Origin of the sequence: Flavobacterium seoulense (assembly GCF_000695795.1) — a bacterium.
Taxonomy (GTDB): domain Bacteria; phylum Bacteroidota; class Bacteroidia; order Flavobacteriales; family Flavobacteriaceae; genus Flavobacterium; species Flavobacterium seoulense.
This window is the reverse complement of sequence record NZ_JNCA01000041.1, coordinates 1-26,489: the sequence shown is the minus strand read 5'-3', so window position 1 is coordinate 26,489 and position 26,489 is coordinate 1. Positions and strand designations below refer to the sequence as shown.

Sequence of the window (26,489 nt, the reverse complement as noted above, 5' to 3'; positions counted from 1 at the left end):
AAGCACAATCGATTGTGCTTTTAGGACATTTATTTAAAAATAAACTAAAAACCAATTAACTAATTAATATAAACCAAAAAAAGCCTATGAGTTATAAACACTATTAAGAAAGATATTTTAATTGTTTGAATTTTACATCTAAGTATAAATAAAATAATTAAAAGATCATTGATTTTAAGACTTAGTCTATGATTTTTTACTTTTTGGATTTGAAAAATTGATCTGGATTTTAGATTAATAAAAAAAATCTCTAATGAATTGAATTATATACTAGGTTCATATTCTAATTTATAAATAAATTAAAAAAAATGACAAAATATTAATATGAAAATACAAATAATAAAAATTCCACGAGAAACTAAATGTGTGGTGATGATGGTTTTGTTTCAGTTTTTGTTTTCGAATGTATTATTAGCAAAGGAGATTAATGAGGACTCTCCTATATTAGCTAGTGATAAAAAACAGTCTACTCAACAAATTATTGTCACAGGAAAAATTACTTCTTCTGAGGATAAATTAGCTATTCCAGGTGTAACTGTAGCAGTTAAAGGGTATCCTAATTTGGGTGTTATTACTGATTTTGATGGAAATTATAAAATTAGTGTACCATCATCTGATGCCATATTAGTTTTTTCTAGTATTGGTTTTAAAACTATTGAAAGAAAGGTTGGTTCACAATCTATGATTAATATTGTGATGTCAACTGATCAGACTAGCTTGGAAGAAGTTGTTGTGGTTGGTTTTGGTACACAAAAAAAAGCTAGTGTTATTGGTGCTATATCTCAAACTACAGGTAAGGTTTTGCAACGTACTGGAGGAGTATCTAGTTTAGGTGCCGCATTGACAGGTAATCTACCAGGTATTTCTACTTTACAGACTACTGGGAAGCCAGGAGAAGAAGATCCTCAAATTATTATTAGAGGAATTAGTTCATGGAATGGTAGTAGTCCGCTTATTCTTGTGGATGGTATTGAGCGTGAAATTAGTAGTGTTGATATGACCTCTGTTGAAACTGTTTCGGTTTTAAAGGATGCTTCTGCAACTGCTGTGTATGGGGTTAGAGGGGCAAATGGAGTAATTTTGATTACAACTAAAAGAGGGGTTGAAGGAAAAGCAAAAATTGACTTTGGTTACAACTCCGTTATGAAAACAGCTTCTAAACTACCTGGTAAATATGATGCTTATGATGCTTTGCTTATTAAAAATAGAGTTATTGAATACGAATTGAATCAGAGACCAGAAAGTTGGACTTATATAAGACCACAATCTTTTATTGATAATTATCGTAATCAAACCACTCAGGAGCAAAGAGAGCGCTATCCCAATATTGATTGGCAAGATTTTATGTTTAAAGATTTTGCTATGACTCATAACGCAAATTTGAATATTACAGGTGGAACAGATAGGGTTAAGTATTTTGCTGCTGTAGATTATTTGCATGAGGGGGATTTAGTAGATTTAGTACCAAATAACAAAGGTTTTCAATCTGGTTATGCTTTAAATAGATTGAATTCTCGAGCTAATTTAGATTTTCAATTGTCTAAAACTACTACTTTAAAAGTGAATTTGGCAGGTTCTTATTCTCAAAAGAAACAGCCATGGAGGGTAATTTCTGAGGGGTATTTGTGGCAGGGAGCTTACTCTTTACCTCCTGATGTTTACTATCCAAAATACTCGGATGGGTCATGGGGATTTCATCCTTTAAATCAGGTTCAGGGAGCTAACTCTGCTTTAAACCTATCTTTGGGTGGTTCTGAATTTATAACGACAACACGTATTACTTCAGATTTTAACTTGAAACAAGATTTAGGAAAATTTATAAAAGGGCTTTCTGCAAATGTAACTTTTTCTCTGGATAATACTTTTGTTGAAAATCAAAGAGGAGCCAATAATCAAAACTTTTCAGTAAAAGAAAAATGGATAGATCCTCTTACTGGATTACCACAGACTCGTAATGCACCTGATGGTCTCACCGGTTTTGATTTTTATGAGGTTTCTGATTGGACAATTAATGGTGGGACAATGGATAACGGTCGAACACGTCGTAATTTAACGTATCAGGCACAATTATTCTACGGGCGTCAATTTGGTGATCATAATGTAACTGCTATGGGTAACCTTCAACGTCAGGAGTTAGGTATAGGAGCAGATATTCCATCTTATCGTGAGGACTGGGTTTTCCGTACAACATACGATTATAAAGGAAAATATTTTGCTGAATATAGCGGCGCTTATAATGGTACTGAAAAATTTGCTCCAGCCTATCGTTTTGGATTTTTTAACTCTGGTACTGTTGGTTGGATAATTTCAAAAGAGAAATTCATGAGTAAACTTACTTTTTTAGATAACCTAAAAGTAAGAGCTTCTTATGGAACGATTGGTGATGATAGTGCAGGTGGACGTTTTTTATATTTTGACACTTATGGTAATGCAATTACTCGACCTAGATTAACTACTACTGAGGGAGAAGAAAGTTCTGCTTATGGTTGGTTCACCCAAACTTCGATAGGTAATCCTAATATTGGATGGGAAAATGTAACTAAAAAGAATTTTGGTGTAGAGTTCTCTATCTTCGATAAGCTGTTATCAGGTAGTGTTGATATTTTTAATGATTATAGAACGGATATTCTTTTAAATGGTTCTGATAGAGCTATGCCTGCTTATTTTGGTGCTACTCCTCCAAGGGTGAATTTAGGAGCTATGGAGGTAAACGGTTATGAGTTCGAATTACACTTTAGTAAGAGAATAAATAATGATGTTCGTTTGTGGGCTGACTTTGCTTGGACTCATGCTAAAGACAGAGTCATATTTAGAGATGATCCTGCACTACTACCTGCCTATATGAAGAGAGAAGGTTATTCTGTTAACCAAGGTAGGTATATGATTGATCAAGGGTTTTATAATACTTGGGATGAGTTATATGGTAGTACAGCATTTGAAACAAACGACTTCAAGATACCTGGGAATTATAGAATAATGGATTACAATGGAGATGGTATAATTAATGCCGATACCGATAGAGTACGATACGGTTATCCTAGTAATCCACAAAATACTTACAATGCTACTCTTGGTGTAGATTGGAAAGGATTTTCAGCTATGGTTCAATTTTATGGTGTAAGTAATGTGATGCGTTCTGTGCCCATTTCAACTTTTTCTCTAGCATATTTTAATAATGTTTTTGAAGAAGGAAGCTATTGGTCTAAAGACAATACTAATGCTGATTCGCCTGTTCCAAGATTGAATAATACATTAAATGGTGACAGTTGGGGATCGCGATATGTATATGATGGTTCATATATCCGTTTGAAAAATGCAGAAATTGCGTATAACTTCACATCAAATTGGGTTAAGTCTATTGGTCTTGAAAGTTTACGTGTTTATGCTAATGGAAATAATCTGTTTTTATGGACTAAAACTCCCGATGATAGAGAGGTTGATAATGGAGGTATAGCATATCCTACAGTAAGACGTGTAAATTTAGGTTTTAGATTAACATTATAAATACAATAAAATGAAAATATATAATAAGATAATTTTATATTGTGGGCTTTTCTTTTTTCTTGCAGGTAGTACTTCTTCTTGTACAGATTATTTAGATGTCACACCAGCATCTGTTATTAATCCTGATGATGCTTACAAAAACTTTGTCAATTTTCAAGGTTTTACTGAGGAATTATACAACTGTATCCCAAGTTTTTGTAATCGTGACGATAACAACTTTTTTAATAATGGAGAAGAGGAAATGTGGCAAACTAATGCTACTACACAAGGAGCTTGGATTTGGCAAGTTGATTTAGGGAACTATTGGTCATGGCAATATCCTGGTTGGGGTAATGGTGGTTCTTTCTTAGATAGGCAAGATGGTACTGCTTTTAGTACAGATAATAACAAAAGATCTAAATCATTATGGTTAGGTTCTTGGTATGGAATAAGAAGAGCTAACATTGGTCTTGCTAATTTGGAGAAGATGGTTGATGCAACACCTGAAGAGAAAAATATAATTGCAGGACAATTATATTTCTTTAGAGCTTGGTTCCATATGCATTTAATTACTTATTGGGGGGGAATGCCTTACATTGATTATGTTCTACCATCGGATAAAATTTTAACCTTACCTCGTTTGACGTATCAGCAAACTGCTGACAAAGTTGCTGATGATTTTCAAAAGGCATATGAATTATTGCCTGGAAATTGGGATGCAGTACCGGCAGGGCAGCTAACTCAGGGTAAAAATGAACTTCGAATAAATAAATGGATGGCTATTGCTTATTTAGGTAAAAATTATTTGTATGCAGGGAGTCCATTGATGAATTTATCTTCAGGCGGTGCAGATGCTTATAATGCAGAATATTGTAAAAAAGCGGCTGATGCTTTTGGTATTTTGTTACAAGCTTCTGAATCTGGTGCTTGCCAGTATAGCTTAATTCCTTGGAGTAAATATTCTGAAAATTACATGACAAATGGTCAAGGAGGCAGAATGCCTGGTACAGCTACAGTTAATAATGTTGTTTACAATGAAGCTATTTTTAGAGGACCTAACTGGGGGGGTACCGATCAATCTACCGCTAGACAGTATTTATGTGCTGGCGGTGTTTTACAAGACAGAAGCTGGTCTCAGTATGCCACGGCAAATTATGTAAATTATTTTGGTATGGATACTGGTTTACCTATCAATAGTACCAGTAAAGCAGATGTTCCAGGTGATCAGGGTTCAACTTATGATGTTCATTATCCATGGAAAAACAGAGATCCTCGTTTCTATATCAATTTTGGGATTGATACTCAAAAGATGGTAAACAGTACTGCTACTGCTGCTCGAAATTTTGTTTATGCTAATCTTTACACTGGAGGAAATTACAGAGCTGCAAACACGGGTAGTAATACTGGGTATTTGATGATGAAATTCAATCCTCTTGGTTTTAATAAATATGACAATGCATATAACAGACATCAGATACATACGGCTTGGATGCGTTTATCTGATGTGTATTTAATGTATGCAGAATCAGTAGCTATGGGATATAATAATATTAACGCTACTTCTACAACTTTTAGTCAAAATGCGGTTTATGCAATTAATAAAGTAAGAAATCGTGTGATATTACCAAATGGAAATCCTTTGCCTGGTGTTGCTCCAATATTTCTTACTTCTGTAGAGAGTTTTATATCAGAAGTAAGACGTGAGCGTGCTGTTGAGTTAGCTTATGAAGGACATCGCTTCAACGATTTACGTCGTTGGCGTTTGTTAATTAAGTCGCCATATAATGTAAAAACAGGTATTAGTTTTGATCGATCAATTCCTGAAACCAATAATGCTACACCAACATTTAATTTCCTTGACAAGAATGTTCCTCAAAACAATAGGATAGAAAATTTAAGAGAATACGTGGTTTGGCAACGTAATTTTACAGAAAGACATTATTGGCTTCCTTTGAAAAGAGCTGATGCGAATTTGTATCCAGAATACGGTCAAAATCCTGGTTGGTAATTGCAATATATAATCGAAAAAAAGTAAATAATAATGAAATATATCAAAATAGTTTTTTTTATATGCGCAATACACACTCTTTTTTCATTGAAAATGAGTGCACAAGATAACAAGATACTTGTGTCTGCTGTTGTGCTTGATACCAAAGGGAATAGTATACCAGGGGCTATTATAGTAGATGATAATAATCAAACCGTAATTACTAATGATTCAGGGGAGTTTTCATTGTCAGCTAATGTAAATAGTTATTTGTTGGTAAAAGTATCTGGTTATAAAGATAATACTGTTCAGGTTAAATCTGATTTGACGACAATAGTTTTACAAGATGATACTTCTAACAAGGTAAATGTAGCTTTCAACAAAGTAGATAAGGCAGATATACTCGGTGGTGTTTCTAATGTAAACATTGCAGCAATGCTAAACACTAATTATTCAATTTCCAGTTTAGACAATCTGGCTAGTTTTATTCCGGGTTATAATGGTAATACAGGGTATTATAATGGTAATATATGGGGGATGAATAGTAAATTAGTTATTGTTGATGGAGTGCCTCGTGACGAATTCAATGTGCTGCCATTTGAAATTGATGATATTACAGTCTTAAAAAGCGCTGCTGCTGTAGCCTTATATGGAAGCCGTGCTGCTAAAGGAGTGGTTTCTATTACCACTAAGAGAGGTACTGCTAAAAAGAGTAGATTTGATGTGCGTTTAAATCATAGTCTTTATACACCTAAACGTTATGCAGAATATTTAGGTTCAGCAGAGTATATGACTCTTTTTAATGAGGCTTTAGGAAATGATGGTATTACTCCTTTATACTCTAATGAAGAAATAGCTAATTACGCATCTGGTAGAAATCCGTTTCGTTACCCGGATGTTGACTTTTATTCTTTTAAAAATGTGAATAAATTTGCTACACGTTCAGAAATTGTTACTGAATATACCGGAGGTACTGAAAGTGCACAATTTTATGTTAATGTTGGAAATTACAATACTACTTCATTACTTGATATAGGAAATGGTAAGAAAGAAGGTGAAAACCGTTTTAATGTAAGGGGAAATCTTGATATCAAAATAAATGATATGATTTCTACTAAGATTAATACTAATGTTACTTTTTATGATAATAAAACAGCCCAAGGAAATTTTTGGGGTGCTGCTGCTACCTTAAGACCTAATCTGATATCGCCTTTGTTACCATTGAGTTATTTAGATAATTTAGATGCTGCCACACAGGCACGTTTAAATTCTAATCCTTTTATTATTGATAACCAATATATTCTAGGAGGTATTCAAACACAGGCAACAAATCCTTTTGCCGATATTTATACTAGAGGCTTAAGACAAGCTACAACACGTAAATACCAATTTGATGCTACTATCAATTTTGATTTAGCCAAAGTTTTAAAGGGCTTGTCTTTTGATACTCAGTTTGCGATTGATTACAATACTTCTTACGCGCAGAACATATCGGATAATACTTATGCGGTTTATATACCAACATGGACAGGAGATAAAATTACTGGTCTTACTCAAGTAGGTAATAATGTTAATAATAATGCTAGGGCATTAGAAGGATCATACCAACGTCAAACATTGTTTTTTTCTGGAGCTTTTAAATATAAAAATACATTTAATAAAGTACATAATGTATCCAGTATGTTAGTAGCTCACGGATATAAGCTCGCTGAATCACAGGTTTATCATGCTATTGGTAGTGCTAATTTAGGTTTTCAAGCAGCGTACAATTTTAAACAGAAATATTATCTGGATTTTACTGCAAACCAGGTACATTCTGCAAGATTTGCTGAAGGTAATCGAGGAGCTTTCTCACCAACGGCTTCGATTGGTTGGAGAATAAGTAATGAGAATTTTTTAGCTAATACTACTTTTATTGATGATTTAAAATTAACTGCCAGTGCAGGTATTTTAAATACAGATTTAGATTATGAATCTCTTATAACTGGTAATGGGGCTTACTTTTTAGACAGAGATGTTTACAGTACAAATAATGGAGCTTATTTTTCATGGCAGGAAGGTCGTCAATTGCGGGCTACAGATATTCAGAGAGTAGGTAATCCAGATTTAACGTACCAAAAAAGAAAAGAAATAAGTTTTGGTATAGAAGGATCTTTTTTTAGAAGTATGTTGCAGTTTAATGCCTCTTATTTTATTAATAATTTGACTGGTATTCCCATTAGAGATGTTAATCTTTATCCGAGCTTTATGGCTGTAGATTTTCCATCTCCTTCTTCTTTTGTTCCTTATGTTAATTATAATCAAGATAATCGTAGAGGTTTTGATGTTGGTATATCTTTCAAAAAGAGAGTGAATAAAGTTGATTTGAACGTAGGTATGGTAGCAACTTATTACAAAGCAGATGCTGGTGTAAGAAATGATATTACATTTGAAGAAGCTTATCAAAAACGACAAGGAATGCCTATTGATGCACTTTGGGGTTTAAAAAGTGATGGGTTCTATACACAACAGGATATTACTGAGAATAATTATCCAACTCCTGCTTTTGGTAGTGTTAAAGCTGGAGATATCAAATACGTTGATATCAATAATGATGGTTTAGTTGATAATAATGATCAGGTTTATTTGGGGCGTCAAGGATTTTCAGGTTCTCCATTAACTTTAGGACTTAACGCAACAGCAAAATGGAAAAACTTCTCATTATTCGTTTTGGCTAACCGAACTAGCGGTTCTGTTGGATTAAAAAATAATTCTTATTACTGGCCAACTGCTGGTGTGAATGCTAAATATTCTGCAGCGCTACGTGACCGTTGGACACCTGAAACTGCTGAAACGGCTACTTATCCTAGATTGACTACTACTAATGGTTCTAACAACTACAGAAATTCTGATTTTTGGTTGTTTAAGAATGATAGAATTAATCTAGCTAGAGTTCAATTGTCTTATGATTTACCTAAAGAGAATTTAGCGGGTACTTTTATAAGCAACTTAGGATTTTACATCAATGGTAACGATTTGTTGTTAATTTCTAAAGAGAGAAAACACATGGAAACTAGTTTTGGAGGTTATCCACAAATGAGATCTTTTAGTATGGGTTTAACAGCAGCATTTTAATTAAAAAATTTAAAATAATGATTAAGAATAGAAACATATTTGTGACTTTAATTCTCTCCATCTTATTTGTTGGCTGTACAGATGTTATAGATCCAGCGGAAGAGAATATTCGCGACCAAAGTTCAACGTATAATGAGCCTAATTTTGGTTTGGGGTTATTGACTCAGGGTTATACAAGAATTCCGACTAACGGCTATAATTTCAGTGAAGTAGCTACTGATGATGCGGTAAGCAATGATGTTAATAATGGTTTTTTAAGATTAGCAACAGGTCAATGGACAGCATCCAATAATGCAGCAGATCGCTGGACATCTTGTTTTTCAGGAATACAATACATGAATATTGTTTTAACTGAAACAGATAAAATGACTTTTGCAGATGACCCAACTATTGATAGGCTATTTAAAGAGCGTATTAAAGGAGAGGCTTATGGATTACGTGCTCTTTTTATGTTTAATTTGTTGCAGTCACATGCAGGTTGGGTAAATGGCAAATTAATGGGTGTACCTGTTTATACAGAGGTATTAAATAACAATTCTAACTTTAATGTCCCTCGTCAGGATTTTAATACCTGTGTAACACAAATTTATAAAGATGTGGATAGTGCAGCAGTTCGTTTGCCTTTAAACTATAGAGATATTGTTAATGAGGCTGATATACCAGCTTTTTACAGTTCTATTAACCCTTCAGTTGGTTCATATAATAGAGCTATGGGTTTACGATATTTAGGTTTAGTAAGTGGTATAATCGTAAAAGCAATCCGTTCACAAACTGCTTTACTGGCAGCTAGTCCGGCTTTTGCAGACGGCACTGCCAATGGTTCAAGTGAGACATGGGCAAATGCTGCTAAATATGCAGCTGAAGTTATTGCCTTCAAAGGAGGTTTAACTGGACTACCAACAGATTTTAACAGTGGAGTTGCGTGGTACAGAAATACATCACAAATTAATGGGTTGACTGCGGGATCTAACCCTCCAGAGGTTTTATGGAGAGCCGGTACATCAAATAATAATGATTTAGAGCGGGAACATTTTCCTCCATCTTTGTTTGGTAATGGTCGTGTAAATCCAACTCAAAATTTTGTAGATGCTTTTTATGCTAGTAATGGTTATCCAATAACACATCCTTCTTCTAATTATAATGCAAATAATCCTTATGTAAATAGAGATCCACGTTTAGCAGAATTTGTAAATTATCATGGAAGAACAGCTGGAGTTACAAATGCGCAAATTAATATGGCAACGGGTACTCAAGATCCAGTAAACAGGGTTTTAACTTCTACTAGAACAGGTTATTACATGAGAAAATTGTTGAGACAGGACGTGAATTATAATCCTCAAGGAAGAAATACTCAACTTCATTACAGACCACGTATCCGTTATACTGAAATGTATCTGAATTATGCTGAAGCGGCTAATGAAGCTTGGGGATCAGTTTCAGATCCACAAGGGAATGGTTATACTGCTTACGATATAATTAGAGTCATCCGTAGGAGAGCATTGGGATTAAATACAGATCCTTACTTAGAGTCTATTAAAAATGATAAAGATGCTATGCGTGAGTTAATTCGTAATGAGCGTCGTTTGGAATTATCATTTGAAGGATTCCGTTTTTGGGATTTACGCCGTTGGAAAGTTCCATTTTCAAAATTAACGGAAGCTGCTAAAGGTATTACGGTAACAGGAACATTAAATGCACCTATATATAGTGCTCCTACCAATGTTGAAGAGAGAGCTTATCAAAACCATATGTATTACGGACCGATTCCATATTTGGAAACTTTAAAATTTACTAATTTGCTTCAAAATGACCTTTGGAATAATTAGAAATATACTTAATAACAAAAATTATGAGAAAACTAATTTTATTTTTATTGATTTTAATATCTGCTGTAGGATGTTCAAATGATCCAACATCATTTCCAGATTATGATTATTCATCAGTATATTTTCCCTACCAGTTTCCTGTGAGAACAATAACATTTGGAGAAGATATATTTGACAATACTTTAGACCTTCAGGGAAAGTGTGAAATTTTCTGCGCACTAGGTGGAGTTTATGATAATAAACAAGACCGAATAGTAAATATTGAAATAGCCGATACTATTCCTAGTGGATATAATTTTACAGGTACCACTAGAGCAATACGTGCTATGCCTAGAAATTATTATACATTAGCATCTAATCAAATCATTATTAAGAAAGGTAGTATTTCTGGAGGTGTACAAGTGCAATTAACAGATGCTTTTTTTGCGGATCCTTTAGCTACTGCTAATAATTATGTAATTCCTTTAATGATGACTACCGTTACTAATGCTGATACTATTTTGCAAGGAAAACCAATTGTTTTAGGTTCTAAACCTAGAAGGCTTAATGGCGCACTTTGGGATATTCGAGCAAAAGATTATGTTTTGTATGCTGTAAAATACATTAATACATGGCATGGTCAATATCTTAGAAGAGGTAGTGATGTTTATACAGGAAATCGAGTTGCTACTGTTGTTAGACGTCCTAAGGACGTTGTAACTTATGATGCATCAGCTGCTGATTCTCAAAAATGGGTTTTTCCACTGTCTACTCAATCTCGAAATATTTTGCGATTCCCTATAGTATTTCAGGATAATTCTAACCCTGTACAAAATTACAACTGTGTTTTAAATTTGACTTTTGATCAAGATAATAACTGTACAATTACTTCTTCTGAACCTTCAGTTTATACTGCTACCGGATCAGGTAAATTTGTAAAAAAAGGAGAGAAAAAGAGTTTTGGAGGTCTTGATAGAGACGTTCTTTATTTAGATTACACTGTAACTCATTCAGGAAGAGGGATCACTACACAAACTAAAGATACCCTGGTAATGAGAAACAGAGGTGTTGTTATGGAACAATTTGCTGCAGTAGCCCAATAATTAATTAAAGTAGTAATTGTATCTAGGTAAAAAACACATATGATTTCTAGTTAAAATTACATTTTTGCAACAAAAATGTTTGAGACAAGGCTGTTTGATTTTTTTTGAACAGCCTTATTTTTTGCCTTTTTTTAAGCCTTTTTAATTTTTAATATTCTTTTTTAGTAGCTATTTTTTTACGAATTAGTTATTTAAAAAAGTGTATACAAATCATATTGTCTTGTGTTTAGGTTTATCCTCAAATAGATTATTATATACCTTAAAAACAAATAATTAACTTGATTATGTAATAAAAAAAGTTATGAGAGAAAAAATTAAATTGAAACTAGCATTTATTGCTAGTATAATTTTGTGTGGAGTTGGCTATGCACAGAATCCAAAAGTAAAAATTGATAAGAATATAAGTTATCAGAAAATTACCGGATTTGGTGGTTTTGTAAATAGCCCGCAATTTTCTTATAATCATATGACAACCCAAGAAATTCAAACTTCATGGGGAGTTAATAGTGAGGCTGGATACAATATTATGCGATTGTATATTCCTGAAAACAAGAATAATTGGAGTAGTGTAGTGTCTACTGCACAACTTGCAAAATCTATGGGACTTACAATTTTTGCGAGTCCTTGGACAATGCCTGCGGAATGGAAAACGAATAACCATATTAATGCTGTTCATATAGATCCAGATGGAGTACAGCAAATAGGATATTTAAAGCCAGAGCATTATCAGGATTACGCTCTATATTTAAATGATTTTGTTACATATCTTCGTGATAATGGGGTAGAATTAGATTATATTTCTGTACAAAATGAACCCGATGAAAAGGCATTGTATCATGGATGTATATGGACACCAGATCAGATTGCCACTTTTGTGAAAGATTATGGACAGCTTATAAATTGTAAAGTAATAGCACCTGAGAGTGTTGGTTTTTCAGATAATTACGCAAATGCGTTTTTAAAGCCTGAAGTAATGGCTAATTTTGAAGTATATGCAGGGCATCAATATGGCGGAATTCAGTCTGTTTATAAACAATTTCAAAATTATAACAAACAAATTTGGCAGACAGAGTATCTTATTAATTGGAATTCTTCCAGTAGTTCTACACCAAGAGATTTTGATTGGAATATAGATGGATTTTCTTTTTCTAAAAGTGTAAATGATGCATTATTGGGAAATATAAATGCATGGATTCATTATGCCACTAAACGTTTTTATGGATTGATGGGCGATGGAACTTATGGTTCGACTACAGGTGTACTAACAAAAAGAGGTCGTATTCTACAACAATTAGCTAAGAATGTTACCGGAAAAACCAGAATAAATGCAACATGGACAGATGAAGGTGTTTTAAATGGATCTTCCTATATTTCTGATGATGGTAATAAAATTGTTTTATTCGTATACAACACCGGATCCACAGCTTCCACTTTGACTGTAGATTTACCATTTTATACCATTTCAGGAACAAAAACAAGCACCAATGCAACAACTGATTATATTACTTCTAATCTTACGTATAATGAACAGACTTTTCGTCCAACAGTAACGGTCGATGCTTCAAGTGTTATCACTTTTGTTTTTAATAAAAACAGTGATAGACCACAATCTAATATGGTTTGGGAAGATGTCCATTATAATAAAATTGATGTTCAGCTAACTTCTAATACTGCATTTGGAACAGCTTATAAAATTAGTGGACAAACTAAAACATGGTCTAATTCAAGTCCTTTATTTAGTTCCAACACCACTGCAACAAATGGCTATGTTGCTTTGGATGATAGGTATAACAAATTAGTAATGCGTGTCAATAGTGCAACATCAGCCGGTAGTCGTTATTCTGATAATACTACACTTAGATATGTAAATGCAGCTGGAGCAGTAGTGACTAAAAATTATGGAAGGGTTACTTTTCCTGCTTCAGGAAGTTTTGATATTGTTTTAGACATTTCAACAGCAACATTGACCGATGGTATTAAAGGAATTATTAGTCTTACAAATTCTAATTTTAGTTCGGTACTTACTATGAATTTTGGAGATATTTATCTGAATATTGGTAACGAAAAAACGTCAAAATTCTCTGGAGTTTATTCTGATGGTGATAGTAACTTGTTAGACGCTTTAGAAAGTAATTATAGTACTTCTCTTGACCTACGTGATGTAACAGGAATTCCTTCAAATAAAAATTGGAATCAATCATCCACAAATAAAAATAGCATTTATTATGCTCCTTCAAGCTATACTGGACTTACAACTAATGTAATTGCAAACTATAATGCGAGTACACTTTTGTTAACAGATAAAGGAGGTGATTTTAATGTTCCCTTTAATTTTAATGCTACTTCAGCTACTTATACCGCTGTTTTTGCAGGATATAAAATTTTGAGCTTGCCTTTTGAAGCAACTATTCCAACAGGAGTTACTGCTTACAATATGGTTTCATCAGCTACAAATGTTAGTTGTACCTCTATCAAAAACGGAATTATTCCTGCTAATACTGCTGTTTTAATTAGTGCAAATGGAACTTTCACTTTTACAGGAAATGGAGCAGTTACTACACCTAAAAAACTGACAGTAGCTAATTTTGTTCCAGTATATATTAGCCATAAATCTCCAGTAAAAAGTTATGTTTTTAAAACAGTAAATAATGTTTCAGGATTTTATCCTGTGACAACTTCTTCTCTTTTAGAAATGAATCCGTTTACAGCTTACATCACTGCCGAAAATTCATATTCAGCAGAAGTTCTTCCTCTTAAATTTGATATAACAGACGATACTGATGCTGATGGTGTTCCAAATGCTATAGATCTTTGTCCAGATACGCCAGCAGGGCAAACAGTAAATATTAGCGGATGTGCTCAAGGGCAATTAGACGATGACGGCGACGGAGTTAAAAACAGTGTTGATCTTTGTCCAAATACACCAGCAGGTCAAACAGTAAATGCTAATGGATGCGCACAAGGACAATTAGACGATGATGGCGACGGAGTTAAAAATGATTTGGATTTATGTCCTAATACGGTAACAGGACAAACCGTAAATGCTAATGGTTGTGCACAAGAACAATTAGACGATGATGGGGATGGCGTTAAAAATAATTTGGATTTATGTCCAAATACACCTAGTGGTCAGGCTGTTGATGCTAATGGTTGTATAGTTTTAGGCTCAACAAATTATTCTATTGAAGTTGTTAGCGAAAGTTGTCCTAATAAAAATAACGGACAAATTATAATTAAAGCCAGTCAGAATTTGGCTTATTCGGCAATAGTTAATGGTGTTGCTAAAGCGTTTAACAATAAACTTTTGATTTTAAACAATCTTAATCCGGGTACTTATGATATTTGTATTGATGCTTCAGGTACTGTTTCAAAACAATGCTATTCTATTGTAGTAGTAGCAAGTACAGCTATCACAGCAAAAACAAGTTCTTCATCAGATAAACTGCATGTTGAAATAGCATCAGGTACTGCTCCTTATCAAGTAAATGTTAATGGGGTATTACAATTTGAAACTAATAATACCAATTTTGATGTTGCAGTAAATTCAGGAGATGTTTTAGAAGTTACGACTTCAAAATTGTGTGAGGGCAGCTTGACTAAAACCATTACACTTTTTGATTTAGTGCGAGCTGTTCCTAATCCTACAAGCGGACCGTTTGATATTTATTTACCAACAAATGACAGTTCGGTAGCTATAGAAATTTTTAAAGCTAATGGTACGCTCATTTCTCAATCTGTTTATCCTATTGAAAATGGGAAAGTACATATGGATTTATCAAACCAAGCGGCAGGGATTTATTTTGTCAAATTAAGATCAAATCCTGTAGAGACTATTAAAATCATTAAAAAATAATTGAAACATGAAAAAAGTAAGTTTATTTATCTTGAGTTTGATTATATTAACTTCTTGCAGTAGTGTTGGAGATGAGGGAGATACCCAAACTCCGCCAACTATTCCAAATTTATCTTATCCGACAAATAATTTAGTTTGTATTGATAATTCAGTTGAATTTCAATGGGCTGCTTCAACCGACGCTCAAAAGGATGCAATAAGTTATCAATTAGATATAGCCACAGACCAGGCTTTTACAAAAAATTTAACCACTTCAAAGACCGCTTTATTAAAAGCAACAGTAACTTTAGAGAAAGGAAAGTTTTATTATTGGCGTGTTAAAGCTATTGATGCTAAAAATAATGCAAGCGATTATACCGCTGTTTATACTTTTTTTACTGAAAATCAAGTAGTAGTAAATCGTTTGCCTTTTGCACCAGAGATTAAAACTCCTGAATTGTCTTCAATTATTTCAGGAAGTACAGGTACTTTGAGCTGGACAGCCGTAGATGCAGATAATGATGCCTTGCTGTATGATGTGTACTTGGGAACTTCAAATCCACCTACTCAAAAAGTCGCATCTAATTTAGCCACTGCTTCTTGTGAGGTATCTTCATTGGCGGCAGGAACAAAGTATTATTGGAATGTTGTTGTTAAAGATTCTAAATCAGGAACGACAGTTGGTCATGTTTGGAGTTTTACCAAACAATAAGGTGATTTATTCATAAATAATTTGTGAGATTTGCTTGATTTATACTTTTTTTTAAGTTTAAATTTAAGCATTAATAACAGTATTAAGAGATTAAATAAAAATGATGCTTGCTCTAAAAGAGTCCATGAAGTTTCTTATAGAACCTGCTTTTATACTAAAGAGTGAAAATGATATGCATAAATATTTAGTAAATCATTAAAATAGATAAAATTATATCAATGAAAAAAAACGCTTTCTTACTATTGATCTTAGTGTCAATATTTTTTATAAATGATATTGTGGCTCAGACTACTCTAGCAGGATCTTCAATTCCATCTGAAATAGAAAATCCCGAATTGCTTGGAATAAACAAAGAACCCTATCATGCTACATTAATGCCTTATGCTAATTTGAAAGAAGCTTTGGTTGCTAATCGACATGCTTCATCATTTTCTCAAAGTCTTAATGGTGAGTGGAAATTTAATTGGGTTCCAACGCCTGAAAAACGTCCTGTTGATTTCTATAAGTCTGATTATGATGTTTCTGATTGGAAAGAAATTGCTGTGCCTTCTAACTGGGAAGTAAAAGGTTATGGAACACCTTTTTACAGAAATCTGGGTTATACTATCAAAAAAGATTTTCCGCATGTAATGAGTGAACCAGAGAAATGGTATACATCATATAATGAACGAAATCCAGTGGGAAGTTACCGCAGAGAATTTACAGTTCCTGCAGAATGGGAAGGTCGTCGTAATTTTATCATTTTTGATGGTGTTGATAGTGCTTTCTTTTTGTGGGTAAATGGCAAAAAAGTAGGCTTTAGTGTAAATAGTCGTAATGCTGCCGAATTTGACCTCACCAAATATCTGAAACCAGGTAAAAACATGATTGCTGTAGAGGTATATCAATATAGTTCTGGCACATGGTTGGAAGATCAGGATATGTGGCGTTTGCACGGAATTTTTCGTAATGTGACGCTTTGGAGTGCTCCTCAAATACATATTCGTGACTATTTTGTAAAAACTGATTTGGATAAAGATTATAAAGATGCAACATTGGATGTATCAGCTAAAATTAAAAATTACAGTGATAAAATTGGAAAAGGGCAAACATTCACAGCTACACTTTACGACAAAGATGGTAAAGAAATAGTTAAAGCAAGTGCAATTGGTACTGCACTAAAATCAAACACAGAGCAATCTTTGAATGTAAAAATTAAAGTAGCTAATCCATTAAAATGGACTGCTGAAACGCCTAATCTATATACGGTTGTATTAACAAGTTCTGAAGGAGAAATACTTTCATCGAAAATAGGTTTCCGCAAGGTAGAAATCAAAGGAAGGGTTTTTATGGCTAATGGTGTACCAATTAAATTGAAAGGTGTAAATCGTCATGAACATTGGTCAGATGTGGGCCATGCGGTTACTGAAGAGCAAATGATACGTGATTTGGAAGTTATTAAGCAAGGAAATTGTAACCACATCCGTACCAGTCATTATTCTAATGATCCACGTTGGTATGAGTTGTGTGACGAATGGGGAATCTGGTTGGTTGCTGAAGCTAATATGGAATACCATGGTTATGATACCCGATTTGATGAAGAACCAACAATAAAAGCAGCTATTATTGATCGTAATGTGGCTAATGTTGAAAATTTTAAAAATCATCCATCAGTAATTATCTGGTCATTAGGAAATGAAGGTGGTGGAATTAGCACGAATTTAAAAGCTGCTATGACTGAGGTAAAAAAGATTGATGATACCCGATTTGTACACTATGAAAGATTTGGTACTGGTAAAAATAATCCTGCTGATCTCGATGGGCGAATGTATGGAACTGCAGAAGATTATGCTCGCATTGCTCAGGACAAAAATCTTACTAAACCCTTTTATATTTGTGAGTTTGTTCATGCTATGTTTAATTCTATGGGGTCTCTTGATGAATACTCTCGAGTTTTTGATGAAAATCCTGAAATTTTAGGAGGTGCTATTTGGGAATTCCAGGATCAGGGATTGTGGAACAAACGGGATCCAAATCATCCTATTTTAGCTTATGGTGGTGGTTTTGGCGAAAATCCAAATGACCATTATTTTATTCATAAAGGAGTGATTTCTTATGATCGTGCTACAGAAGGCAAGAATGTAAAACCACATTATCCTGAAATGAAAAAGGCATTCCAATGGATTGATACAAAACTTGCTGATCCAGTTAGTGGAGGAATTCAAATTAAAAATAAATATCAGTTTATTTCTCTGGATGGTTTTGACGCCACATGGAGCCTGACCGAAAACGGTCAAGAAATTGATAATGGCAAAATTAGAATACGACCTACATGGGGGAAAGGGAATTTTACTGGTAATATCTCTTATAAAATAGAGCATCCAAAAGCAGGTGCTGAATATTACCTACGTGTTTCATATAAGCTAAAAGAAAAGACACTCTGGGCAGATAAAGGATTTGAAGTTGCAACAGAACAGTTTAAACTTCCTATTAATACACCACCAGCGGAAGAAATAAAAGTTACTCAACCCGTAAAACTGGTGGAGAATTCTCAATCAGCAATTGTTTCAGGAAAAGATTTCTCTGTAAGTTTTGACAAGAAAGCCGGCTTCATAAGTCAGTTAACTAAAAATGGTATTAATCTGTTAACAATTGATGGTGCTCCTAAATTGCATTTATGGCGTGCTTCTCACCGTAATGACGATGACTGGGCTTATAGACAATGGGAAAAGTATGGAGTAACTGCACTTCAATATAAACTTGTGGATTTTAAAGTAGAAATTATTGACAAAGCTTCAGTGAAAATAACAACTACAACAAAGGCAGATGGTAAAGAAGGTTTTGGAGTTTATCATACCGCAACTTATCTAGTTAAAGGCGATGGCTCTATAAAAGTGGATAATGATGTTCAATTTGTAGGTTTCCGAATTAATTTGGCTCGAATAGGTGTACGAATGTTACTTGATAAGAAACTTGATCGCATGTCATTTTTTGGTAGAGGACCATTCGAAAATTATTCGGATAGAAAAAGCTCTGCTGAAGTAGGTCTTTATGAATTAGGTGTAAATGAACAATACGAGTATGAAAAGCCAATGGAACGTGGAAATCATGAAGATGTCAGTTGGGCAAAATTAAGTGGTAAAGACATGCCTTCCTTGATGGTAAAATCAGATGAAAAATTGATGCAAGTAGCGGCGCTTCCTCATACTGATGAGCAAATGCATCCGGTGAAATATAAGATTGATTTACCCATAAGTACTTCGACTGTATTTTGTCTTTCAACCAAAACATTAGGAGTAGGATCTGCTAGTTGCGGACCTAAACCACTTGAAGAATATCAGGTTTTTGCTGTGCCTACTTCTTTTACATACACTATTAACTTGTTTTAATTTATTTAGATTCTTACCAATTAATTGGTTTTATATTATTGATAAAATAAACTCGAAAAATTTGAAATATGAGAACTAAAAATATAACAATCAGGAATAAGTACTTATTCCTGATTGTTATATTTAAATAAAACTAATTACATATTATTATATAGAAATACTTTTATGCTTTTAGCAAATAAATAGCATTTTATAGGAAACTTAAATCTCAATGTACAAAATAAACTCTAGCAAATGAATTTACTTTAGGAGAATAAAGTTGTTTAAAGGACTTTCAAACAGGTTACGGATCTTAATCTTAAAGAAAAGAAGCTGGGTTATCTCCAAAAGTCAAGATTTATCCTAATTGGAATAGCCTTGATGGGCACATAGGAGGATATATATTTTACTGCACTAGCTCTAAATTATCCTATACAGTTGATTTATAATGCAAAAAAGGTAAGGAATATATAAGTCAGAAATTAAAATCTACAGAGTAATATTAAAATAATCCAGAATGGGGCTGGTTATACAAATATTTTATTTTAGAAAACAATCATAAATTATATTAAGTATAATAAATGTAAAACTATTTTTTATTTTAAGTAAAAAAAAACACAACCGATTGTTTTTTTGAGTTTAATCTATATATATTTGTTTTTCAATGTCTAGTGACTTTTTTTATATAAAATTAAAAGTGTGATATAAACACTTTATTTGTTGATTCTTAATTTATTTAAATAGGCTCGTTATAATAGGGTAAAATGTATGAAAAAAAATATATTTAATTTTTTATTGTTTTTTGGAATTTCATTGTTTGCACAGGATGCTAATGATTTAAAACTTTGGTATAACAAACCTTCAGGTGCAGTTTGGGAAAATGCATTACCTATTGGAAATGGTTTTCAAGGGGCTATGGTTTATGGAAATGTTGAGAAAGAAATTTTTCAACTGAATGAAGGTACTGTTTGGAGTGGAAGTCCTAATAGGAATGATAATCCTAATGCAAAAGGTGCATTAGATGAAATCAGAAATTTACTTTTTCAGGGTGAATATAAAAAAGCCGAAAAATTGACTAATGAAAAGATAATTACTAAAAAATCTCATGGGCAAATGTTTCAGCCTGTAGGGAATTTAGAACTTAGCTTTTTGGATCAACAAAATTATACTGATTATTACCGGGAACTGGATATTGAAAAAGCTGTTACAAAGACGGTTTACAAAGTAAATAGGGTAACTTATACCCGAGAAGCTTTTACATCTTTTCCGGATAGGGTTTTAGTAATAAAACTTTCTGCAGATAAACCAGCTAAATTGACTTTTACAGCAGATTTTACTTCAGAACATAAAAAACAAAAAATAGTTGCTAATAATAATGAAATTTCTCTTTTAGGCACAACCGGCGATCATGAAGGAGTAGATGGGAAAGTCAATTTTAACGCACTAGCGAGATTTAAAGTGGATGGCGGAAGTGTGAAATCTGATGCTAATTCCATAAAAATAGATAAGGCAAATTCAGTTGTAATATATGTTTCTATAGCAACTAATTTTATTAATTATAACAACATTAGTGGGAATGAAAATGAATTAGCAAAGTCTTTTTTGGATAAAGCATTTAGTAAGAACTTTGATAAAATGAAAGTAGCTCATATTGCTGCTTATCAAAAAATATTTAATAGAGTAAAACTGAATTTGGGTACTACAACAGCATCTAAATTCCCAACAGATGAAAGACTGGCTAATTTTAGAAACGTGTCAGATCCTTCTTTTGTATCCTTATATTATCAATTTGGAAGATACTTGTTGATTTCGTCTTCACAACCTGGTGGTCAGGCAGCAAATCTTCAAGGTATTTGGAATCGTAATTTACGACCAGCCTGGGATAGTAAATATACTATCAATATTAATACAGAGATGAATTATTGGCCGGCTGAAAAAACGAATCTATCAGAAATGCATCAGCCTCTTTTAAAAATGATTCAGGAATTAGCTGAAACAGGAAAAGAGACAGCAAAAGTAATGTATGGTGCCAGAGGCTGGGTTGCCCATCATAATACAGACATATGGAGAATTAACGGTCCGGTTGATGGAGCAACCTGGGGAGTTTGGAATGCAGGTAGCGGTTGGTTAAGTCAGCATGTATGGGAACACTACTTATATACAGGAGATAAAAAATACCTACAATCAGCCTATGATATATTAAAAGGTGCAGCTGCTTTTTATTCAGACTTTTTAGTGAAGCATCCAGCTAATGGTTGGTTAGTTGTAGCTCCGGGAAATTCACCTGAAAATGCTCCAAAAGCGCATCAGGGTTCAGCAATAACTGCTGGTTCTACTATGGATAATCAAATAGTTTTTGATGTGTTTAGTACTGCTATAAAGGCTTCAGAAATTTTAGGAAAGGATAAAGAATTTGCTGACAGTCTTAAAACGATGCGTAAAATGTTACCACCAATGCAAATAGGTAAATACAATCAGTTACAGGAATGGTTAGATGATGTGGATAATCCTAAAGACAATCATCGTCATATTTCACATCTTTACGGTTTGTATCCTTCTAATCAAATTTCGCCCTATGAAACTCCCGAACTTTTTGCAGCGGCAAAGAATACCCTGCTTCAAAGAGGTGATGTTTCTACAGGATGGAGTATGGGGTGGAAAGTTAACTGGTGGGCCAAAATGCAGGATGGTAACCATGCCTATAAATTGATTCAGAATCAATTGACACCACTTGGTATAAATGAAGGTGGAGGGACTTATAATAATCTTTTTGATGCACATCCTCCATTTCAAATTGATGGAAATTTTGGTTGTACTTCAGGAATTACCGAAATGTTAATGCAAAGTTCGGATGGTGCAATTCAGTTACTTCCGGCTTTACCAGATGCTTTAAGTGGATATGGAGAGATAAGCGGTTTGAAAGCAAGAGGAGGTTTTGAAATAAAAGATTTAAAATGGAAACAGGGTAAATTAGTTGCTCTTACTATTCAATCTAATCTTGGTGGAAATTTGAGATTGAGGACTCCAAATGAGATAACTTTAAAAAGGGGTAAAAAATTGAAAGAAGCATCAGGTATGAATCCAAATGTATTCTATTATGTGGAAGAAGTTCAAAAGCCGATTATTTCTAAAGAATCTAATATTTCTATACTAGATATTAAGCCAACTTATTTATATGACATACAAACAGTAAAAGGTAAAATGTATACTTTTTTAGTTAAATAATTTATTAATATTTTTTTACAATGAAATATAGAATTTTATATTGTTCAGTTGTTTTTTTTGTAGCTAGTTCTGTTCTCGCTCAAATGCAATCATTTAACTTGAAAAAAGTCAGACTAAAAGATGGTCCGTTTAAAAATGCACAAGATATAGATTTGAAATATATTTTAGATTTAAATCCTGATAAGCTTTTAGCACCTTATTTATTAGCTTCTGGTATTTCTACAAAATCAGATCGATATGGCAACTGGGAAAGTATAGGACTAGATGGGCACATTGGAGGTCATTATCTTTCAGCATTATCAATGATGTATGCTGCTACTGGAAATACTGAACTTAAAAATAGATTAGATTACATGATTTCTGAATTAGCACGTTGTCAGGAAAAGAATGGAAATGGATATGTAGGCGGAATTCCACAGGGAAAAGTTTTTTGGGATCGAATTCATAATGGAGATATTGATGGAAGTGGTTTTGGATTAAATAATACATGGGTCCCTATTTATAATATTCATAAGCTTTTTGCAGGTTTAAATGATGCTTATAATTACACTGGAAATGAAAAAGCAAAAGATATTTTAATAAAATTAGGAGATTGGTTTATTGAATTAATTAGTCCGCTTTCTGCGGAACAAATTGAAAAAATTCTAAAGACGGAACATGGAGGAATAAATGAATCTTTTGCCGATTTATATATTATTACCAAAGATAAAAAGTACTTAGAAACTGCCGAAAAAATTTCACACAAAGCATTTTTAAATCCTTTATTGAAAAAGGAAGATAAACTTACAGGTATGCATGCTAATACTCAAATACCTAAAGTTATCGGTTTTGAGAAAATAGGAACTCTTACTGCTAATAAAGAATGGTTAGAAGGAGTGGAGTTTTTTTGGAGCAATGTTACACAAAAGCGTACTGTAGCTTTTGGAGGAAATAGTGTTGCAGAACATTTTAATGCAATAGATGACTTTAGTGGTATGTTAAAATCAAATCAAGGTCCGGAAACTTGTAACTCTTATAATATGGAACGTTTGAGTAAAGCCTTGTTTTTGAACAAGAACGATATTAGTTATCTCGATTTCTATGAACGTACACTTTATAATCATATTTTGTCAAGTCAACATCCAGAAAAAGGAGGATTTGTATATTTTACACCTATTCGACCAAATCATTATCGGGTATATTCACAGCCTGAAACAAGTATGTGGTGCTGTGTAGGATCTGGATTAGAAAATCATACTAAATATGGTGAATTAATTTACAGCCATTTAAATGATAATGTTTTTGTAAATCTTTTTATATCATCTACTTTAAATTGGGAAGAAAAAGGCATTCAACTAGAACAGGTTACAAAATTTCCTTATAAAAATAGTTCTGAATTTCTTGTTAAGCTTAAAAAAGCTAAAACATTTGTATTGAATATTCGTAAACCAAAATGGGCTGAAAATTTTGAAATTTTAGTAAATGGAAAGTTGATGAGTATACAAAATACAGGGTCTGGAGCTTCTATTTATGTCCCAATTAAGAGAAAATGGAAATCAGGAGATAAAATAACAGTTAAATTCAAGACATCTACAACTTTAGAAGATTTACCTGATGGTTCAAATTGGAGTGCTTTTGTGAATGGTCCTATCGTATTAGCCGCAAAAACCTCAATGAAAGGATTAGATGGATTATTTGCAGATGATAGTAGAATGGGGCATGCAACGACAGGAAAATATATTCCTTTAGATAAAGCATATGCATTAGTAGGAGAAAAATCGAGTTACGTGTCAAGTTTAAAAGAATTAGGAAATATGCGTTTTAGTTTAGATTCATTAGAATTAGAACCATTCTTTGATGTGCATGATGCCCGTTACCAAATGTATTTTCAAACTTATTCAAAAGAAGATTATAAAGAGAAGCAAGACTTATTAAAGCAAGAAGAAATAGAGGCAATGGCTATTGAAGCTAAAACAGTTGATAAGATTAATTGTGGGGAACAACAACCAGAGGTAGATCATTTATATAAAGGCGAAAAAAGTAATTCAGGTTACGATGAGGGCAAATTCTGGAGAAATACACGTTCTTATATATCATACCAATTGTTAAATAAAAATAATTTAGGGACATTGTTGGATATAAGTGTATTGGATGAATTAAAAATGGATAATATCACATTACTTATTAATGATAAACCAGCTGAAATTGTTTTTTTAGATAATAAAATGATTAGATTAAATGTTGATAAGCTTCACGTAATTAATATTAAAATAATGGCTAAAGATGGAAAGATTAGTCCAAAGTTTTATCAATTAAGAATTGTAAAAGAATAGGAAAGATATTTTTTTTTAATACAATTGAAAATTTACCGATTTTGGTTAATAATAGTCACAATAATATTAGTTATGAATAATTTACTCTTTAAAAGTCTTTTAATATTATCATTTTTGCATATAATTTCAGGACATGCGCAAAATCCAATTATTCAATCAATGTATACAGCTGATCCCGCTCCTATGGTGATTAGGGATACTCTTTTTCTTTATGTGGGTCATGATGAAGATGATGCTCCTTCAAAAAGTTATTTGATGCGTGAGTACAGACTTTTTACTACTACAGATATGGTCAATTGGACTGATCACGGTGCTCCATTGAAAACAAGTCAGATCTCTTGGTCGGTAAATGATGCCAGTGCAGCTCAGGTTATTGAAAGAAATGGAAAATACTATTGGTATTTTTCTACTATGGATAGAAATGCACCAGGTGGTGTTTCCGTAGGCGTAGCAGTTTCAAATTCTCCTTATGGACCATTTAAAGATGCTTTAGGTAAAGCACTTATAACAAATAGTATGACTAAATATGCTTCCCATTCATGGGACGATCTTGATCCAACTGTTTTTATTGATGATGATGGACAAGCATATTTGTTTTGGGGAAATGGAGCTTGTTATTGGGTAAAATTAAACAAGGATATGATTTCTATTGATGGAGAGATTCAACATTTAGAGATTAAAGATAAGACAGCTTTTGCAGGAAAATTTACCGAAGCACCATGGGTGTATAAAAGAAATAAACAATATTATCTTGTTTATGCTTCAGAATTTCCAGAAAATATAAGCTATTCTACTTCTAAAAGTATTTTAGGTCCATGGAAAGCACAAGGAGTATTAATGCCTACAGAAAGAGGAAGTAATACGAATCATGCTGGTATTGTTGATTATAAAAAGAATTCTTATTTTTTCTATCATAATGACGCTTTGCCTGGTGGTCACAGTTATGACAGATCGGTTGCAGTAGAGCAGTTTAGTTACAATGCTGACGGTACAATTCCGAAATTAAAAATGACCGAGGCAGGTATTGTCAAAGGAGTTGGAACTCTAAATCCTTATAAAAGAACAGAAGCAGAGACCATTGCTTTTTCAAAAGGTATCAAAGTTGTTGAAGATAAAGAGAGAGGTGTGATTGTTACAGCCATTCATAATGGCGATTATATAAAGGTAAGAGATGTAGATTTTGGAAAAAAGGGACCATCTTCGTTTAAAGCCTCAGCAGCCAGTCGTTATAATGGAGGGAATATAGAAATTTACACTGATGGTTTAGATGGAAAATTGATAGGAACTGTAAAAGTTTCTTATACTGGTGAATGGGGGAACTGGAAAGAATTTTCAATAAATATCGAAAATGTAAATGGAGTTCACGATGTTTATTTTGTCTTTAAAGGAAAGGAGCCACATACTCTCTTCAATTTTGATTATTGGGAGTTTATTAAATAGTTTGTGAGTTTCCTATGTTTTTAAGGAAGTCTGCTTAAAAAAATATATAATTTGACTTAGTGAATTTTGAACGATTTATTAAATATTTTACACACTTAAGTATGTAAAATATTTAATAATATAAAAAAT

The 26,489-nt window shown here is 33.1% G+C and carries 11 protein-coding genes; all 11 read left to right on the top strand.

Features of this window, described 5'->3' with window-relative positions; all coding sequences use genetic code 11:
* The first annotated feature begins 324 nt into the window (after positions 1-324).
* The 11 genes from FEM21_RS15865 to FEM21_RS15815 all read left to right on the top strand — a co-directional run bounded on the left by FEM21_RS15865 (position 325) and on the right by FEM21_RS15815 (position 26,360).
* Positions 325-3,504, top strand: a complete 3,180-nt coding sequence (locus FEM21_RS15865; RefSeq protein ID WP_035662648.1) for a SusC/RagA family TonB-linked outer membrane protein — start codon at positions 325-327, stop codon at positions 3,502-3,504.
* Between the two features lie 10 nt (positions 3,505-3,514).
* Positions 3,515-5,491, top strand: coding sequence for a RagB/SusD family nutrient uptake outer membrane protein (locus FEM21_RS15860; RefSeq protein WP_035662647.1), 1,977 nt, complete (start codon positions 3,515-3,517; stop codon positions 5,489-5,491).
* A 93-nt stretch (positions 5,492-5,584) separates the two neighbouring features.
* Positions 5,585-8,584 (top strand): SusC/RagA family TonB-linked outer membrane protein, encoded by a 3,000-nt coding sequence (locus FEM21_RS15855; protein WP_201448302.1) that lies wholly within the window; start codon positions 5,585-5,587, stop codon positions 8,582-8,584.
* A gap of 17 nt (positions 8,585-8,601) precedes the next feature.
* Positions 8,602-10,410: a RagB/SusD family nutrient uptake outer membrane protein gene (locus FEM21_RS15850; RefSeq protein WP_035662645.1), complete on the top strand. Its 1,809-nt coding sequence runs from the start codon at positions 8,602-8,604 to the stop codon at positions 10,408-10,410.
* Positions 10,411-10,433: 23 nt separating this feature from the next.
* On the top strand, positions 10,434-11,492 hold the full coding sequence (locus tag FEM21_RS15845; RefSeq protein ID WP_035662641.1) for a DUF5627 domain-containing protein: 1,059 nt from the start codon (positions 10,434-10,436) through the stop codon (positions 11,490-11,492).
* 301 nt (positions 11,493-11,793) lie between these two features.
* Positions 11,794-15,345: a thrombospondin type 3 repeat-containing protein gene (locus tag FEM21_RS15840; RefSeq protein WP_051627641.1), complete on the top strand. Its 3,552-nt coding sequence runs from the start codon at positions 11,794-11,796 to the stop codon at positions 15,343-15,345.
* A 7-nt stretch (positions 15,346-15,352) separates the two neighbouring features.
* Positions 15,353-16,036 carry a fibronectin type III domain-containing protein gene (locus FEM21_RS15835; protein WP_035662639.1) on the top strand — a complete coding sequence of 228 codons (684 nt, stop codon included), beginning with the start codon at positions 15,353-15,355 and terminating at the stop codon, positions 16,034-16,036.
* Positions 16,037-16,254: 218 nt separating this feature from the next.
* Positions 16,255-19,404: a glycoside hydrolase family 2 TIM barrel-domain containing protein gene (locus FEM21_RS15830; RefSeq protein ID WP_035662636.1), complete on the top strand. Its 3,150-nt coding sequence runs from the start codon at positions 16,255-16,257 to the stop codon at positions 19,402-19,404.
* 747 nt (positions 19,405-20,151) lie between these two features.
* Positions 20,152-22,608: a glycoside hydrolase family 95 protein gene (locus FEM21_RS15825; RefSeq protein WP_035662633.1), complete on the top strand. Its 2,457-nt coding sequence runs from the start codon at positions 20,152-20,154 to the stop codon at positions 22,606-22,608.
* Between the two features lie 98 nt (positions 22,609-22,706).
* The gene (locus FEM21_RS15820; protein ID WP_236353696.1) at positions 22,707-24,920 is read left to right on the top strand and encodes a glycoside hydrolase family 127 protein; all 2,214 of its coding nucleotides are present in this window, start codon (positions 22,707-22,709) and stop codon (positions 24,918-24,920) included.
* A 72-nt stretch (positions 24,921-24,992) separates the two neighbouring features.
* Positions 24,993-26,360 carry a glycoside hydrolase family 43 protein gene (locus FEM21_RS15815; RefSeq protein WP_035662627.1) on the top strand — a complete coding sequence of 456 codons (1,368 nt, stop codon included), beginning with the start codon at positions 24,993-24,995 and terminating at the stop codon, positions 26,358-26,360.
* The last annotated feature ends 129 nt before the right edge of the window (positions 26,361-26,489 follow it).

What these genes read in the sequence shown, in the direction of transcription:
- FEM21_RS15865 (WP_035662648.1), top strand. Translation starts at nt 325, where the DNA reads ATGAAAATACAAATAATAAAAATTCCACGAGAAACTAAATGTGTGGTG.
- FEM21_RS15860 (WP_035662647.1), top strand. Translation starts at nt 3,515, where the DNA reads ATGAAAATATATAATAAGATAATTTTATATTGTGGGCTTTTCTTTTTT.
- FEM21_RS15855 (WP_201448302.1), top strand. Translation starts at nt 5,585, where the DNA reads ATGAGTGCACAAGATAACAAGATACTTGTGTCTGCTGTTGTGCTTGAT.
- FEM21_RS15850 (WP_035662645.1), top strand. Translation starts at nt 8,602, where the DNA reads ATGATTAAGAATAGAAACATATTTGTGACTTTAATTCTCTCCATCTTA.
- FEM21_RS15845 (WP_035662641.1), top strand. Translation starts at nt 10,434, where the DNA reads ATGAGAAAACTAATTTTATTTTTATTGATTTTAATATCTGCTGTAGGA.
- FEM21_RS15840 (WP_051627641.1), top strand. Translation starts at nt 11,794, where the DNA reads ATGAGAGAAAAAATTAAATTGAAACTAGCATTTATTGCTAGTATAATT.
- FEM21_RS15835 (WP_035662639.1), top strand. Translation starts at nt 15,353, where the DNA reads ATGAAAAAAGTAAGTTTATTTATCTTGAGTTTGATTATATTAACTTCT.
- FEM21_RS15830 (WP_035662636.1), top strand. Translation starts at nt 16,255, where the DNA reads ATGAAAAAAAACGCTTTCTTACTATTGATCTTAGTGTCAATATTTTTT.
- FEM21_RS15825 (WP_035662633.1), top strand. Translation starts at nt 20,152, where the DNA reads ATGAAAAAAAATATATTTAATTTTTTATTGTTTTTTGGAATTTCATTG.
- FEM21_RS15815 (WP_035662627.1), top strand. Translation starts at nt 24,993, where the DNA reads ATGAATAATTTACTCTTTAAAAGTCTTTTAATATTATCATTTTTGCAT.